9 protein-coding genes are annotated in these 16,005 nt (G+C 60.2%); 6 read left to right on the top strand and 3 right to left on the bottom strand.

Annotated elements, in window-relative coordinates; all coding sequences use genetic code 11:
• Nucleotides 1-375: exonuclease domain-containing protein (locus PMI36_RS21340; protein ID WP_008069649.1), on the bottom strand; the 375-nt coding region annotated here is incomplete at its 3' end.
• A 170-nt stretch (nucleotides 376-545) separates the two neighbouring features.
• Between PMI36_RS21340 and PMI36_RS21345 the strand changes: the two genes are divergently transcribed.
• The 6 genes from PMI36_RS21345 (at nucleotide 546) to PMI36_RS21370 (ending at nucleotide 7,435) form a co-directional block, all read left to right on the top strand.
• A complete protein-coding gene (locus PMI36_RS21345; protein WP_008069647.1) occupies nucleotides 546-1,271 on the top strand; it encodes an RDD family protein in 726 nt (241 codons plus the stop codon).
• Nucleotides 1,268-2,245, top strand: a complete 978-nt coding sequence (locus PMI36_RS21350; protein ID WP_008069645.1) for a stage II sporulation protein M — start codon at nucleotides 1,268-1,270, stop codon at nucleotides 2,243-2,245. Before PMI36_RS21345 ends, PMI36_RS21350 begins: the two co-directional genes overlap by 4 nt.
• Nucleotides 2,232-3,776 carry a DUF4129 domain-containing protein gene (locus tag PMI36_RS21355; RefSeq protein ID WP_008069643.1) on the top strand — a complete coding sequence of 515 codons (1,545 nt, stop codon included), beginning with the start codon at nucleotides 2,232-2,234 and terminating at the stop codon, nucleotides 3,774-3,776. Before PMI36_RS21350 ends, PMI36_RS21355 begins: the two co-directional genes overlap by 14 nt.
• A complete protein-coding gene (locus tag PMI36_RS21360; protein ID WP_008069642.1) occupies nucleotides 3,773-4,936 on the top strand; it encodes a DUF4350 domain-containing protein in 1,164 nt (387 codons plus the stop codon). Before PMI36_RS21355 ends, PMI36_RS21360 begins: the two co-directional genes overlap by 4 nt.
• Entirely contained in the window at nucleotides 4,933-5,934 is a 1,002-nt protein-coding gene (locus PMI36_RS21365; RefSeq protein WP_008069640.1) for an AAA family ATPase, read from the top strand. Before PMI36_RS21360 ends, PMI36_RS21365 begins: the two co-directional genes overlap by 4 nt.
• Nucleotides 5,935-6,103: 169 nt before the next feature.
• Entirely contained in the window at nucleotides 6,104-7,435 is a 1,332-nt protein-coding gene (locus PMI36_RS21370) for a DUF58 domain-containing protein (RefSeq protein WP_008069638.1), read from the top strand.
• Nucleotides 7,436-7,510: 75 nt separating this feature from the next.
• Here PMI36_RS21370 and PMI36_RS21375 read toward each other — a convergent pair whose 3' ends face one another.
• Together PMI36_RS21375 and PMI36_RS21380 are read right to left on the bottom strand one after the other, a co-directional pair.
• Nucleotides 7,511-11,827, bottom strand: a complete 4,317-nt coding sequence (locus PMI36_RS21375; RefSeq protein ID WP_157214939.1) for a hypothetical protein — start codon at nucleotides 11,825-11,827, stop codon at nucleotides 7,511-7,513.
• Nucleotides 11,828-11,831: 4 nt separating this feature from the next.
• The gene (locus PMI36_RS21380) at nucleotides 11,832-15,989 is read right to left on the bottom strand and encodes a neuraminidase-like domain-containing protein (protein WP_008069634.1); all 4,158 of its coding nucleotides are present in this window, start codon (nucleotides 15,987-15,989) and stop codon (nucleotides 11,832-11,834) included.
• Nucleotides 15,990-16,005: the final 16 nt, after the last annotated feature.

Below are 16,005 nucleotides of genomic sequence, written 5' to 3'. Positions count from 1 at the left end.
CCCCCCCCCCTGCCACTCCCGTGCATAGGGGTCGAAAAAGTTTCGATACAGGCTGTAACGGGTCATCTCGTCGTCAAAACGCAGCGTGTTGTATCCCGCCCCACAGGTGCCGGGCGCCGCGAGCTGGGCATGAACCCGTGTCATGAAATCGGCTTCGCTCAAACCTTGTTCGGCCAGACGCGCGGGCGTAATACCGGTGATCGCACACGCCGCCGGATGAGGCAGGATGTCGTCACTGGGCTGGCAATAAAGGTTGACCGGTTCGTCTATTTCATTGAGATCGAAGTCGGTGCGAATCCCCGCCACTTGCAGCGGACGGTCGCAACGGGGGTTGATGCCAGTGGTTTCATAGTCGTACCAGAAGATCGAGGTCACGGGCTGTTCCTGAACTGAAGACCGGCGAAGTCTAGGCGCACATATGCCGCCCCGACCAGAAATCTTGTCATTCAATCACCTCTGACCACGCACCGTGCAATACATAGTTATGTCGTTTTCCCCCGAGAGGCTGCTAGCATCCGACGGACCAGGCCACATCAAGGTTGCCCATGCTCGACACCACAGCACTGCCAGGGAAAGCGACGCTGTCCCGGCCACTGGACACGCGGTATCACGTCGAAACGCCCGAAGGCATCGACTTGCCGCTGCGCCCGGCCGGGTTGATGGTGCGTGCGCTGGCGTTCGCCATCGACCTGGGCCTGCGCGGGGTGATGCTGGGCCTGCTGTTCATTGTGTTGGCGTTTCTCGGAAAACTCGGCGCCGGGCTGGGTTCGATTCTGCTGTTCGTGGTGAGCTGGTGGTACATGGTGCTGTTCGAGGTGCTCAATCAGGGCCGCTCGCCGGGCAAGCAATGGATGGGATTACGCGTGGTGCATGACGATGGCACGCCGATCGGCTGGTCCGCGTCCTTGCTGCGCAACCTGCTGCGATTTGTCGACATGTTGCCATTCGGCTACTTTCTCGGAGCAATCAGCTGCCTGCAACATCCCACCTTCAAACGCCTCGGCGACCTGGCCGCCGGTACGCTGGTGATCTACCGCGAACAACCGCTCACCCGACCGCAACTGCCCGATGTCCCACCGCGGCGCGCAGCCTTCGCGTTGACGCTGACCGAGCAGCGCGCCATCCTCGGGTTTGCCGAGCGCCAGGGTGAACTCTCCGAGGCACGGGCCAATGAGCTCGCCTCGATACTCGCGCAACCGTTGCAGGTATCGAAGCCGCAGGCGGTGGCCGAACTCAACGGCATCGCCCGTGGCCTGTTGGGCCCGACATGAAGCAAAGCCTTTTCGAAAGTCGCCACAGTGCCGAATGGGAGCAGTTTGCACTCATGCTTGATCGGCTGGAACGCGGCAAGGACGCCTCTGGAGTCGCCAGTTTCCCCAGCGATTATCGACGGCTCTGCCAACACCTGGCCCTGGCTCAGGAGCGCGGCTACAGCAGTTTCCTGATCGACTCATTGCAGCAACTGGTCCTGCGCGGGCATCAACAGCTTTATCGGCATAGCAGTCGACTGGGTGCCAACGTGTTGAGTTTCATCCTCGCCGATTTTCCGCGATTGGTGCGCGAACAGTGGCGCTTCGTCCTGGCCGCCAGCCTGATATTTTTTGGCAGCCTGATCGGCTTCGCGTTACTGGTCTATCTGTTCCCGGAACGGGTCTACAACCTGATTCCGGCCGAACAGGTCAGTGAGATGCAAAGCATGTACGACCCCGTCGCCGGTCATTTGGGACGTTCGGCCGAACGGGCGGCCAGTGAGAACTGGGTAATGTTCGGTTACTACATCATGCACAACATCGGCATCGCCTTTCAGACCTTCGCCAGCGGTTTGCTGTTTGGCCTGGGCAGCGCGTTTTTCCTGTTCTACAACGGGTTGATGATCGGTGCGGTGGCCGGGCACCTGACGTACATCGGCTATGGCCAAACCTTCTGGTCGTTCGTGATCGGCCATGGCGCCTTCGAATTGAGCGCCATTGCCCTGGCCGGCGCCGCAGGCCTGCAACTGGGCTGGGCCTTGATCGCGCCGGGGCGTTTGCCTCGCGCCGAAGCCCTGCAGCTGGCGGCGCGCAAGAGCGTGTTGCTGATTTGCGGGGTCATGTTGTTTCTGCTGATTGCGGCGTTTATCGAAGCCTACTGGTCGTCGCGGACCGGGCTCGCGCCGCTGACCAAATACCTGGTCGGCGCGGCGCTCTGGGGCTTGGTGGCGATTTATCTACTGTTCGCCGGACGGACTCGCCATGCGCCTGAGTGATGCCAGTGTGGTGATCCGCCCGCGCACGACCTGGGAAGCCATGGACCTGGGCGTGCTGCTGGGTCAGCGCCATCGACGCTTGTTGATGACCAGTTGGGCCATCGTGACCTTGCCGATCTTCACCCTGCTCACCTTGCTGTTGTGGGATTCGCCCTCCCTCGCCGTGTTCCTGTTCTGGTGGCTCAAACCGGCGTTCGATCGGCTGCCGCTGTACATCCTGTCCAAAGCCATGTTCGGCGAAACGCCCACACTGAAGCAGGCCCTGCGCCAATGGCCGCGCCTGCTCAAACCGCAATTGCTGGCCAGCCTGACCTGGCGTCGCCTGAGCCTGAGCCGCAGTTTTCTGATGCCGGTGGTGCAACTCGAAGGTCTGGAGGGCGAAGCACGCCAACAACGTTTGCGCGTGCTGCTGCAGCGCAACGCGGGTGCCGCCCAATGGCTGACGATCATCGGCGTGCATCTGGAAACCGCGCTGTGGATCGGCTTGATGGTGCTGTTCTATATGTTCTTGCCGCAACAGGTCGAACTCGACTGGGGCTGGCAGACCTTGATTACCGCCGCCACCCAAGACTGGCTCTGGCTGGAACACCTGACCAACACCTTTTACGTTCTGGTGCTGATTGTCTGGGAACCGATCTATGTGGCCTGCGGTTTCAGCCTTTATCTGAACCGACGCACGCGGCTGGAAGCCTGGGATATCGAACTGGTGTTTCGCCGATTGCGCCAACGCTTGACCAGCACGGTCGTCACGCTGCTGCTGGCCGCGATGCTGCTGGTGCCGACGGCGCAAAGTGGCTGGGCCGCCGAACCGAATACTTCACCCGAATCTGCCCGCCTGTTGGAGCAACCACTGACCAGTCAGGCATCTCGGGACAGCATCAAGACCATCCTCGATCAGCCCCCCTTCAAGAACAAGGAAACGGTCACGCGCTATCGTTTTGGCGAAGACAAACCCGCTGCCAACAACGCGGACGAGGGTCAAACACCCGCTTGGCTGAAGGCGCTGTTCAGCTTGCTGGATAGCCAACGCTTTGGCGTATTGGCCAACCTGATCGAAGTGTTGCTGTGGGGCACAGTGATCGGCGCCATTGGGCTATTGATCTGGTATTACCGCGACTGGCTGCAGGCCTTTGTCAGCCGTCGACCCACGTTAAACCGCAAAGTCGCGCGGCCATTACCGCAGCAGGCGTTCGGCCTGGACCTCAACCGCGAAACCCTGCCCGCCGACATCGCAGCCAGCGCCGAAAGCCTCTGGCAGAGCAATCCCCGTGAAGCCCTCGGGTTGCTCTATCGCGCCCTGCTCAGCCACTTGCTGCACGATTTCAACATGGCGCTCAAGCCCGCCGACACCGAAGGTGAAGTTCTTCAGCGGGTCGAACAACTGCAACAACCTGCCTTGCTGGCCTTCAGTAAAAACCTCACAGGGCACTGGCAGAACATGGCCTACGGGCATCGCCTGCCACCGGCGCATTTGCAGCAGGAACTCTGTGACGGCTGGCGCGCGTTATTCGGCCCCGGAGCGGCCCGTTGAACCGGCGTTTGTGGCTTTCGGTCGGTGCGTTCATCGCCCTGCTAGTGTGTGCGCTGAGTGTTTACCTGTATTTCAAGGCCATACCCTATCAGGCAGAAATCGATCACGGCCCGTCCCCCGAAGCCCAGGCCAACCCCTATCTGGTGGCCGAGCATTTTCTGCGAAAACAGGGCCTGACTGTCAGCCATGCCAACAGCCTCGACATCTTGCCGACGCTCGAGCCTCATCAGCGCAGTTTGTTGTTGCTCGGCGAACGGTCGAACATGTCGCCGCGACAGGTGGATCAGGTGTTGAACTGGACCCGGGCCGGCGGACGTCTTTTGTTCGTCGCCGAAGCCCTGTGGGATGAGAAGACCGGTCAGAGCAATGACCTGCTGCTCGACCGGGTGCAGGTGCACCAGTCCCTGAGCAAAGACCTCAAGGAGCCGCCGCCCGATCCTGAAGACGATCCCTACCCGAAACTGACCAAGCTGTACCTGGAAAACGAAGAGGCGCCAGCCTACGTCAGCTTCGATACTGCGTTCCATCTCGACGATCCGAAAAACCTCGCCCAGGCCTGGGCCAACAGCGGCAAAGCCACGCACATGATGCAACTGACTCACGGGCTGGGTTCGATCACCGTGGTCACCGACGCCGACCTCTGGAAAACCCCGGCTATCGACCAGTACGACAACGCCTGGCTGCTGTGGTACCTGACGGCCGACACAGACGTGACCCTGCTGTTCAATACTGATCACGACAGTCTGCTGACCTTGCTGTGGCGCAACTTTCCACAAGCTCTGGTGGCCCTGATTGCCTTGATCGCCTTGGGGTTCTGGCACGTCGGCGTGCGCAACGGCCCATTGCTCGAACCTGCCCCAAGGGCACGTCGTCAACTTCAGGAACACCTGCGTGCCAGCGCCGATTTCATGCTGCGTCGCAACGGCCAGCACAGTCTGTTGCAAGCCTTGCAACAAGACATCCTGCGCCGTGTCCGTCACCGTCATCCCGGTTTTGAACAACTCGGCGTTGCCGAACAATGGCTGGTGCTCGCACGCCTGAGTGGCCAACCCACACGCGCCATCAGCCAGGCCATGAGCCCGCGACCGAAGCAGCGGCTGCCCAGCGCTGAATTCAGCCGTCAGGTCGCCCAGCTGCAAACCTTGAGGAACGCCTTATGACTGAACAGATCGATCCCGGCACACAGACCCACGCCGCCCAGCAGCGCCAGCGCGCCAGTCAGTTGGCCCAAGCGGTAAGAACGGAACTGCAAAAAGCCGTGATCGGCCAGAACACTGTGATCGACGACGTGCTCACCGCCCTGATCGCCGGCGGCCATGTGCTGCTCGAAGGCGTGCCGGGGTTGGGCAAGACGTTGCTGGTGCGCGCCCTCGCCCGCTGCTTCGGCGGTGAGTTCGCACGCATCCAGTTCACCCCGGACCTGATGCCCAGTGATGTCACCGGGCACGCGGTGTACGACTTGCAAACCGAGCAATTCAAACTGCGCAAAGGCCCGCTGTTTACCAACCTGCTGCTGGCCGACGAGATCAACCGCGCCCCGGCGAAAACCCAGGCGGCGCTGCTCGAAGCCATGCAGGAACGCCAGGTCACCCTCGAAGGCCGCGCCCTGCCGATCGCGCAACCGTTCATGGTACTCGCCACGCAAAACCCCATCGAACAGGAAGGCACTTACCCGTTGCCGGAAGCCGAGCTCGACCGCTTCATGCTCAAGGTGCGCATGGACTACCCCGATGCCGAGCAGGAGTTGAACATGGTGCGCCAGGTCAGCCGCTCGACCCGGGCCGACATGCTCGACGTGCAACCGTTGCGCACCGTGTTGCAAGCCAAGGACGTGCTGGCCCTGCAACGCATTGCCAGTGATCTGCCCATGGACGATCAGGTACTCGATTACGCCGTGCGCCTGGCCCGCACCACCCGAACCTGGCCGGGGTTGACCCTGGGCGCCGGGCCACGCGCTTCAATCGCGCTGGTACGTTGCGCCCGCGCCCGGGCCTTGTTGCGCGGTGGCGAGTTTGTGATTCCGGATGACATCAAGGGTTGCGCGCTGTCGGTGTTGCGCCACCGGGTGCGGATTGCCCCGGAGCTGGACATCGAAGGGCTGGAAGTCGATCAGGTGCTCCGGCAGTTGCTCGACCAAGTGCCGGCACCGCGGCTGTGACCACAGTCATGCGACGCCTCCTTGTGGCGAGGGAGCTTGCTCCCGCTGGGTTGCGCAGCAGCCCCAAAACCAGTCGACGCGTACTGTCAGGTAAAACGCGTCTACCGGTTCTACGACTGCTGCGCAGCCGAGCGGGAGCAAGCTCCCTCGCCACAAAAGGTGTGCGCTGATGAAACCGTCCCGGCTTCTACTGATCTGGCTCGCGGCCCTGCTAGCCATCGGCATCGTGCTGGGCACGTTGCGAGCCTTGGACATCGCCATTCCATCCAGCCTGTTATCGATCAACTGGGGATTGCTCCTGGCGCTGCTGGCCCTGGCGGCACTCGACGCCATCCGCCTCAAACGTCTGCCCTCGCCTCGTGTGCAACGGCATATGCCTGGCAGCCTGGCGCTCGGTCGATGGAGCGAAGTACGGCTGCAGGTCGAGCATGATCTTGCCCAGCCCTTGAGCATTCAGCTCTTCGACCACGTACCGGACAGCCTGAGTTTCGAAAACCTGCCACTGCCAGTCGAGCTGCAACCCGGCCAGCGCAGCCACATCGGCTATCGGCTACGCCCGCTCAAGCGCGGCCACTTCAGCTTCGAACACTGCGAAATCCGCCTGCCAAGTCCGTTGGGTCTGTGGCTCGACAAACGCATTCTGAGCCTGACTCACCACACCCGCGTCTACCCCGACTTCGCCCACCTCTACGGCGGCCAACTGTTGGCGGTGGACAACTGGCTCAGTCAACTCGGCGTGCGTCAGCGTCAACGCCGTGGTCTGGGCCTGGAATTTCACCAGTTACGGGAATTCAGAGAAGGCGACAGCCTGCGTCAGATCGACTGGAAAGCCACCGCGCGCCAACGCACGCCAATTGCCCGGGAGTATCAGGACGAACGCGATCAACAGATCATGTTCCTGCTCGACTGCGGCCGGCGCATGCGCAGCCAGGACGGTGAACTGTCGCATTTCGACCATGCACTCAACGCCTGCCTGCTGCTCAGTTACGTCGCGCTACGTCAAGGTGATGCGGTGGGCCTGTGTACCTTCGCCGGCGCCTCGCCACGCTACCTCGCTCCGGTCAAGGGCACAGACCAGCTCAACGTGTTGCTCAATACCGTCTACGACCTGGCCAGCACACAACGCCCTGCCGATTACCCAGCCGCCATCAACCAGCTGCTGGCCCGACAAAAACGCCGGGCACTGGTGGTACTGGTCACCAACCTGCGAGACGAAGACGACGAAGAACTGCTCACCGCCGTCAAACGCCTGGGCCGTCAACATCGAGTGCTGGTGGTCAGCCTGCGCGAAGAGGTGCTCGACCACTTGCGCCAGGCCCCCGTGCAAACCTTGCCTGAAGCCCTGACGTATTGCGGCACGGTGGAGTATTTGAACGCGCGAGCCGAACTCCATGAGCAGTTGCGTGCTCATGGAGTGCCGGTGCTGGATGCCCGGCCCAGTGAACTGGGCGCGCAGATGGTGACGCGGTATTTGAGCTGGAAGCGGGCTGGGGTGTTTTAGAGAGACTTCATGACAAAACACCAGAGACTCAGCTCATCACCGCCATCTTCGATCACAGCCTCATTCACGAAACCATCATTGATTCACTGGCCAAGGGCGATTCATAGCGATCAGGTCACAGTATTTTTCACTGAGAACATTGCCCTGCGGATCCCTCACCTGAGCACGAATACGTGTCACTCCAGCGGCGAGAGGCCCAAAGTTTTTGCTAGTCAAACCATCCAGATTGGTGTGTGTCGCCGGTGCCGCCGAATTTCCATTTCTAAACCAAAATACTTCTATTCCTTGCGCAGGCTGCTGAGTAAATTTGGAAGCAACAATGGCTCGAACCGTAGGATATCCCCCAATAAGGTAATAATATCCGCCCGAAGGCGTTAGCTCCGTTATCTCGACATGCCACGCTTCCATGATGGTGACCCGTGCAACGGAACTCGGGTTACTGCTCTCCAGCGTCGCAGTAAGGTCGTAGGTTCCAAGCTTGTCAGGCTTGAACGTGACGCTTGCGATTCCATTCTTATCGGATGATGAAGGCAGCAACACCTGATCTGGAAAACGCCAGGTAACCTCAACATTCTCCATTTCAACACCGCCATTGCGACCCACCACTTTTACCCAAGCGATCACATCGTCACCCAGACGAATCGTTGGGGTATCACTGTTGATGTCTTCAAGAACAGGCTCATCCGCCAACACCGTAATCAATAACTGCGCCACATCCCACCCGCCAACGCCCCCCCGCACACTGGCCATCAACGCATCGCTTTTCATAGGAAGCTTGAACAAGACCGTTGCCACTCCATCAGCATTCGTCATCGTCGGTGCAAGCGAGACGCCCGTGTATTCCCACATCACTTCCACGCCCGACAGCGGTTCGCCTGTCCTGGCGGAAACCACGGTCGCCGTCGCCGAGACCTCCTTCCCTGGATAACCGCTTGACTGCGGGCTGACCAGCGCCTGTATTTTCCGAGGTTCGTTCACGGTAAACGGTAGCGAAACCGACACAGAACGCAGCTCATCCCCTACAGTGGCAATCAGCACAGACGCGCCTGGCGTGCGCGGCCGGAAACGGATCCTGGCCACCCCGTAGAAATCGGTCTGGCTGGTCACGCGGCCCAGATCCGCGTGATACCACGTCACCATCTCCCCCACGATGGTCTTACCGGTGGTTGTCGAGAGCACCGTCACTTGTTCGACCAGTTCCTCTTCCCAGTCCAGCACCTGATGCACATTGGCACTCGCGCTGATGTCCAGTACCTGCGACCCCACCCCCAACGACATGGCATTGGCCGGTGACAGGTTGGCCAATCGCTCGGCCGCCAGGCGCAAGGCGAAACCGCCATCCTTCAAATCACCGCACTTAAAGGTGTATTGCAAACCGACACTGGAAAACCAGCGTGGCACGCCGAGCCCGGGCCCCTGGAAGCTCAGCCCCAGCGCCGAAGGCCCGGTACCCGTCAGGCCAAGGGTCAACTGCCGGTCCAGCAGCGGGTTGCCTTGTTCGGCCAGGACTTCGATAAGGTGCTCACCCTTGCGCCGTGGAAAGTACGTCTGCCCACCCCAGGGTTGTGCGGCCCGACCATCAAAACGTACCAGCACGCCTGCCCAGGGATCGCTCGCCAGCGCCGTGACCGACACAGAACGCTGTTCCTCGTAACCGTCAAAACGACTGAGCACGCAGGCTTCAATAGGATGATCTCCGGCACGGGCCGGGGCGAAGGCATAACCTGACCAGCCATGTTCATCGCTGGCGACGACCAAGGATTGCCCTTGCGCCGTCCACATCACCTCGGCCTGCGCGACCGGCTGACCGCTGAACGCCGACACTACTTTCACCCACTGCCAGGCAGTGTCCTGCTCGATGACCGGATCTACGGCGGCCTCCCGATGGGCCACGATCCGCAGTTTGTTGTGGCCCAGGTGCATTGGATTGGCCGTGGTGATGCCCGCTAGTCGGGGCAATTGCAGCGCCAGGGAGAACTCGCCATCGATTGAGCTTGAGGTGAAATCCAGGGCCCATGAAACGCCGCCATCACTCAAACGCTGCACGATGCCCAGCGGCGGTTCGATACTCGCGTGCAACTCATCGACCGGCGTGCCTTGCCAATCCAGCTCAACATCCAGCCCTGTCAGTGGGCTTAAGGCATTAGGCAAGAGCCGGAACGCGTGCTCGGCCCTCAGACAAGGAAATAGAGTGTCACCTGGTGTGGCGGCTACCTGATCGAGCATCACCGACAGCTCGTCCGCCAGATCCGAGGCAATCAGACGACCGACCAGATCCCGTGGCGATTGCAGCACCGGGCTGGACAATTGCAGGGTGAACAGACGGCTGAAGCTGGAAGCCTGCTGAGAGCTGAACGTCCATTCCAGGCCTTGCGCCCCCAACGTTCGGGGTGTGCCGATATCGCTGATGGTGAGCCCGATGGACAGAGGGACACCTCGCCAGTTCAGCGTCACCGGCTGGTTGAGCAGGGAACTGCTGGCCATGGGCAGGACTTTCAAGGTGTGCACTGCTCCCCGCCGGCACAGCAGCCCCAACTCGACGAGATCGACTGCCACATTGTCGAGCGTTATGACGACCTGGTTTTTCCAGGGACTGGTGGCCAGTGCCTCCACATCAAATGAGTGATCTACGGCCACCGCCTCCGCATGGGCCCTGACCCTGGCGGTCACCACCTGATCGCCGGCCCGTGTCGGCCGGTAGAGCACGCTGGCCCAGCCACCGGCACCGGTAACGGTGGGGATCGTGCCATCCGGCGTTATCCAGTCCGCCAAGGCGTTGTTCACCGGATCACCCGGTCCGCCGTTCAGCTCATGCAGTACCTGCACCCGCAACAACACACTGTCGCCTTCATCCAGCACCGCAACTTTGTTGGCTTCCTGTACCTCGCCGATACGCACCTGATTGCGCGCCAGCGACATCGGTTTTTTTTCTGAAGGCAGCAGCAATTTCGAGCACACCAACTGCAATTGGAAGCGACCGTCGAGCCGATCCGCACAAATCAGATCCCACGACAGATCCGCTGCTCCCACGGGGACAGGCTCTTCCAGTTCAGGCTGCACCTGCACACCTAACTGCTCGTAAGAGAAATCCCCCTCCCAGCGCAGTGCCACTTCCGTGCCGTGCAAAGGGCTGTCAGCGGGTAATCCCAAGCCCAGATGGTAGGTCGATCCGCGGTTGGGATAGCCGGTCTTCTCGGGCCACAAGGTCGATGTCCCCTCAACCACCGCCAACACGGTTTTCCAGGGATCGGTGGCGAGCACATGCACCTGCATCTCCTCAGTCACCACGCCGCCTGCGTAATACGGGCTTTGCACCGAAGCCTCAAGGACAAACACACCTGCACCGACCAAGGTCGATTGAACCTCGAAATACGCCCACCCCTCGTCATCCGTGACCACAGCCGTGGTTCGTGACTGGCCACTTAATCCCCAGTTGACCGTCCTTCCACCAAGCGCCTGGCCGGTGTAATACGACGCCACCTGCACGCCCACGCGCACGCTTTGCCCGTACTCGAGCACCGGAAAATACGCCGGTTCCAGACGCTCACGAAACACCAGACGGTGATGCCCCAATGACGCCTGGATCGGATAGGTGTCGGCGGTGTAGCGGTTAATCAGGTTCAAGGTGAACAGATGGGGTTCATCACCTTCGATCAACGGGCAATCCAAGATCCATTGATCATCCAGGGGATGATTAACCCCCATTGCGGGCTGCGCGATAATCGCCCCTTGCGGGTTATCGTCACTGACCAGCGCCGCCTTGGTGTCCAGCCAGGGATTATCAGCCACTGGCGTGCAACTGAACCTGTGCGCCAGACTGGCCGAAGCCCCCAGGCACAGGTACAGCGGACGCGCGGCGGGCAGTTGTTGCTCATCCAGCATCAGACCTTGCAGCTCTAGCGGCCCCAGATGCAGGTCGATCCGGATGCGGGTGATCTTGATCCCCGACACTTCGTCGTTTGGAGGGTTTTCCGGACTGAAGATAGCGAGGCGAATCCGGTCAGCTTGCTCCAAAGGCAGTGTCAACCGGACATCATAGGATTCCGGAATGAAATCCAGCGGACTGTTCCGCTGTGCGGTCGGGGTCAATTCGATGGTTTGTTCCCGTCCGGTATCGCCTTCAACACTGACGCTCAAGGTGCCAACCAAGGCAGCGGTGTTTTCGCAAAGAAAACTCAAGGTGTAGTAAACATCCTCGCGCTGACTTTTCGCAACGTCGATAATCTGGCTGGCCGAGCCTTGGTGGACGGCCATCAAGTAACGGATCTGTTCACCTTCATAAGTATCCAGCTTGACACTCACCCCTCTTGGATTCTCCGCCCCCCTCGTCCATCCCCTCAGCGACTCACCAAAGTCGCCGTTGTACACCAGACTTTCGTTGGCCTGAATCACCGGCTTACTCATGATTGTCGGCTCCCTGTTCTGACCGAATGGCTTTCGGCGATACAGGCGCGGTCTGGCGCCCCGCGTCATCCGGATCGCCCCCCCGAACCAGTTCTTCAACTTTGCGGGCGAACGTCGGATCACCGACCCTGGCCGTGTAGCGCACGCGCAGCACGATGTCGGTCAACGATCGCAGCATCGATTCCTGCGGATCCCTGTCCGCCCACGGAAACGTCAGGCGCCAACTGGAGATCGCGCCCGTGCACTCAAACGGGAAGAGCAAACCTTCGTCCGGTTTAGCGCTGGTCATACCGGTGTCATTCACCCCCATCGACAGCGCCATCATCTGCCCGCTCAATAAGTTGAATCGCACATCTGGCGGCGGTACCGCGTTACTGGCGGTGCTGTGCAGATACTCCACCGACAGCGTCGTGGCCTTGGTGGCGGTCATGCTGCTGACTTGTGTCAACGTGGCCTTGACGTTTTCGTACGGCCCGACCAATACCGGCAGATCCACTTCGATGGAACTGATCTGTCGGCAGTAGTGGCCGGGGTGATCGCGGTCGAACAGTAACTGCGTGAGTCTGAATTCGAGACTGCCGGTGGTTTTCAGCTCACCCAGCGCCGCCTCCCAATCGGGCTGCCCAGGCTGCTCGCCCTTGTCAAACAACTGCCGCAACGAAACCGTTTTCACCAGCTCCAGACGCCGGGTATGGCGATGCAGGTATTCACGCTCCATGCGCAGCAGGTAGACCCGCAAGTGTTCACCGGCCGTCAGGCCGTGGCGCTCCTCTTGCCAAACCTGCGGCAGCGCAATCTGCGCATCGTAGTCACCGGTTTCAGCGCTCATGGACGCCTGTGTGCTCAGGCACAGCCCCACTACCGCATCGTAGGCCTGATAGTGCAAGGCTTTGAGCTGACCGAGCAGCCAATTGAACAGCTCGGCCCGGGTCGAGCGTTTTTTAAGGAAGTTGTACAGTTTCAACGCTTGGGCATTGGCGTGCAGGGTCTGGCTGAGGGTGGTGCGGGCCGCATCCACGGCGTGTCCCTGGGCGGTAATTTGCTCATCGAGCACCCGCACCTCGGCCAGCGCCTGATCACGTTGCAACGCCCATTCATTGCGTCGACGGCGATAGCCTTCGGTGGTGGCGTTTTTATCAGCGTCGATTTGCAGGGCCATGGAGGCAAGTTCAAGCCCATACACAATGGCGTCGGCCAACTTGTCCCCACGATGGCCGCCATTGGATAAGCCGAAGATGTTTGGCAACGAGGCAATAACAGCACCGCCGCCCTTGATCGCCTTGGAAGCCAAACCCATTTGTTTGGACGACAGCAGCTGATCCATCACATCGTATTCAACTGCCGACACGTTCTCATCAAAGCGCAGTGCGTAAGCGTTGGCCCGTTCCTGCGCCAGCGCCCGGCTCTGTGTCAGCGCCACCGCGCTGGCCTCCAATTGGGCGATCGTTTGCTCCTGTGTGCTCTTGGCGTAGTCTCCCGCCTCGACCAGATAACGTTGCTGGTCTTCTTCCATTTCCGCCCGGTCGCGTTGCTCCAGCAGGCGCAATACCTGGCCACCATATTCCTGCAGGGTCTGCACCGCACGCAGCGCGGCCTCGTACATCACGCGCCAGCGGAAGGCCACCACCTGCTGTTGTCCGCCCATCGGGCGTTGCGTGCCACTGCCACCGGCCGCCAAGTCACGCAGCAGTTGATTAGGGTCGGTCATCGGGCTGAAGAACGGCACCTCCATAGGCCGCCCATCGAGCGTCAGGTTGTGGCGCAAATTGAACAGGCGCTGGGCGGGCAGATCGTACATTTTCAGCAATTGGTCATTGATCGGTTGCGCAAAACCATCAACCGCCAACAAGCCGAGGGGCGGGATCGACTCGGCAGCCGCCGGCACCTCCCCCAAAGGCAGATCAAGCTCACGCTCGAAACGCTCCAGCGCTGGTCGGGACAGTGTCCTGTCCATGAGGTCGGCCACGCTGGCCGGCGCCCAGCGCGAGACGGTCCGGGCGCTGGGTGGCTTGCCCATCAGGAACTCGGCCTGGACGTAACACAACTTGGCAGCCACCAGACTGTCACGGGTGAGCTGGCGGTAATACCAGTCGCCCCAGGCCACGAGGTTTTTCACATAATCGATAAAAGCCACGATCCGAAAATGCCGGGGAGCGCCGTAACCAATCGCATCCGGATCGGTGGGATAGAGCACTTCATGGCCAGGGTTGCCCGCTGACATCAGGGGCCGGCATCGCCAGTACAGAGGTCGGTCCGGAACGTAATCCGGGTCTTCCGGCAAGCGCTTGGCCGGTGCCTGCGGATCGAACAGGTAGTGCAGCCATTGTTGCGCCTCCTGAAAACGGTTTTCCTCGCTCAGACGGGCGGCCACCAGGTGCGGCACATGGAAGAACAGCTCCCAGAAGAACAAACCATTGGCGCCGTCGAATGCGCCATTGGGCTCCTGGACGCCGATCAATACGGGTTCCGGCAGATGTTGGGTAGACCAATCCATGACGGCGTCGACGGAAACGTTGGCACGCTGTACCAGTTCGGGGCCAAACAATGAGTTCAGCCGTACAGAGATAAATCCCTTGTTGATTCCCGGCAGAGAGAGAAACTTGAGAAACTGCGCCCCCGCCGGGTCGGTCTTGTCGAGGGCCGGCGGGAGAAAGTCTTTGACCTCACCCACCGTTACCTCGAACTTTTTGCGGCCGTAGCTCATTTCCGTATTGTTTTCGCCGAACGTAAAGGTGAGGCGGCCAGTGAACCCACCCCTGTCCCGTTTAACCGCTATCCACGCGGTTGCCCACTGGCCCGCGCCGGGAAAATTATCTTCGACTGGGGCAGGATCATCTCCGGTGCCATCCAGAAGTTTCAAGTCAAAGGTGGATTCGCCACCATCTGTGACGGTTGTCTTTGCACAAACACCCCGCACAAACAGTACATCCTGCGTGCCCACAGTCAGCGCCAGTGCCTGCAACGAGTAGAACTCCGTCAGGCTGCCCGCGACCTCCACCGACTCGTTAATCGTCAGGCTCTCCAACTGCACGGGGTGCTGCACCACTTCAGAGCTGACAAAACGATTGTCGGCCAGGATATCCAGCCATCTCCCATCGTCATTCGCCACCGGACGCAACAGCACATCGTGCACCATGTACGCGCTGTACTCGTTGTCCTCGTTTTCCTCAGGTAAACGATTGGTCAACAAAACCCCCAGCCGGCCTTTGGTGTATTGCTGATCCACCCATACCGTCGCAATCAGCCGACAGCCGTCGGACACATCGTCGTATGGTTCATCGTGGAACAATGACAGCGGTGCCGACCACTGATCGTTTTGACCTTTGAACGCCAGGAAAACATCAAGCTTGTACGGCAGAAACGCCCCCTCGGTGCCCTCGACCTTGTCCTGCCACTCTGCCCAGACCAGGCACAAACGGCCATTCCAGAACACTGAACGCATGTCCAGAACTCTGGCGCCGACGGGGATGTCCACTGGTTGCCACTCGCTCCATGCGGCGGGGTTTATCGTCCTGCTCTGGCTGGTCAGCTCCACCTCAGCCTTGCGCCAGTAGTACTGAAAAGGCGCCACGAGCTGGCGCCCGACAAAGTAATAATCGGCATTGGCAGGCGTTGGGCCGTCCATAAAGCAACTGATAACATCCAGGCAACAGATCTGCTCGAACTCGTGCAGATAATCGCGTAATGCCGACAGCACCGAGTCCATGCTCAGCCGCGTTTGGTTCAGGTTGTTTTCCAGGGTCTTGAACAGGCTGGTCTTGCGTTGGCGCACAAAGGGGGTGATGAAATTTTCCGGGTAGGCGCCAATGATCTGCAGCGCCTGCCAGTCACCATAGTTGCCGTAGAGTTCCCACAGTTTCAGATGCTGTTTGTCGAACTCATGCGTTGCGTAGCCCGGCTCCAGCTTGCGGTAAGCGGCATGGATAAAGTTCTGCGCGCAGCTGATGGCCTCGGCCACACGGGTGTTTTGCACCTGATACCGATCCAGCGGATCCAGGCGCAACAGTTCAAACAAATCGCCGGGGGTCCTGACGAAGTTGAATCTGTCATCTGCATCCCCAGGCAAATTTTTTCGGACCTGCCCGATGGCAAAGCTGACCAAGGCATTACGGCGCTGTTCGAACAGTTCAGCCAGTTTGTTGTTATCCATGTTTCCCGCTCCCGGA

Source organism: Pseudomonas sp. GM79 (genome assembly GCF_000282495.1).
Classification (GTDB): domain Bacteria; phylum Pseudomonadota; class Gammaproteobacteria; order Pseudomonadales; family Pseudomonadaceae; genus Aquipseudomonas.
The sequence above is the reverse complement of the archived record's forward strand: the minus strand, read 5'-3'. Positions and strand labels throughout refer to the sequence as shown.

Coding starts and splice junctions, on each gene's coding strand:
- PMI36_RS21345 (WP_008069647.1), top strand. CDS start 546: ATGCTCGACACCACAGCACTGCCAGGGAAAGCGACGCTGTCCCGGCCA.
- PMI36_RS21355 (WP_008069643.1), top strand. CDS start 2,232: ATGCGCCTGAGTGATGCCAGTGTGGTGATCCGCCCGCGCACGACCTGG.
- PMI36_RS21370 (WP_008069638.1), top strand. CDS start 6,104: ATGAAACCGTCCCGGCTTCTACTGATCTGGCTCGCGGCCCTGCTAGCC.
- PMI36_RS21380 (WP_008069634.1), bottom strand. CDS start 15,989: ATGGATAACAACAAACTGGCTGAACTGTTCGAACAGCGCCGTAATGCC.
- PMI36_RS21365 (WP_008069640.1), top strand. CDS start 4,933: ATGACTGAACAGATCGATCCCGGCACACAGACCCACGCCGCCCAGCAG.
- PMI36_RS21350 (WP_008069645.1), top strand. CDS start 1,268: ATGAAGCAAAGCCTTTTCGAAAGTCGCCACAGTGCCGAATGGGAGCAG.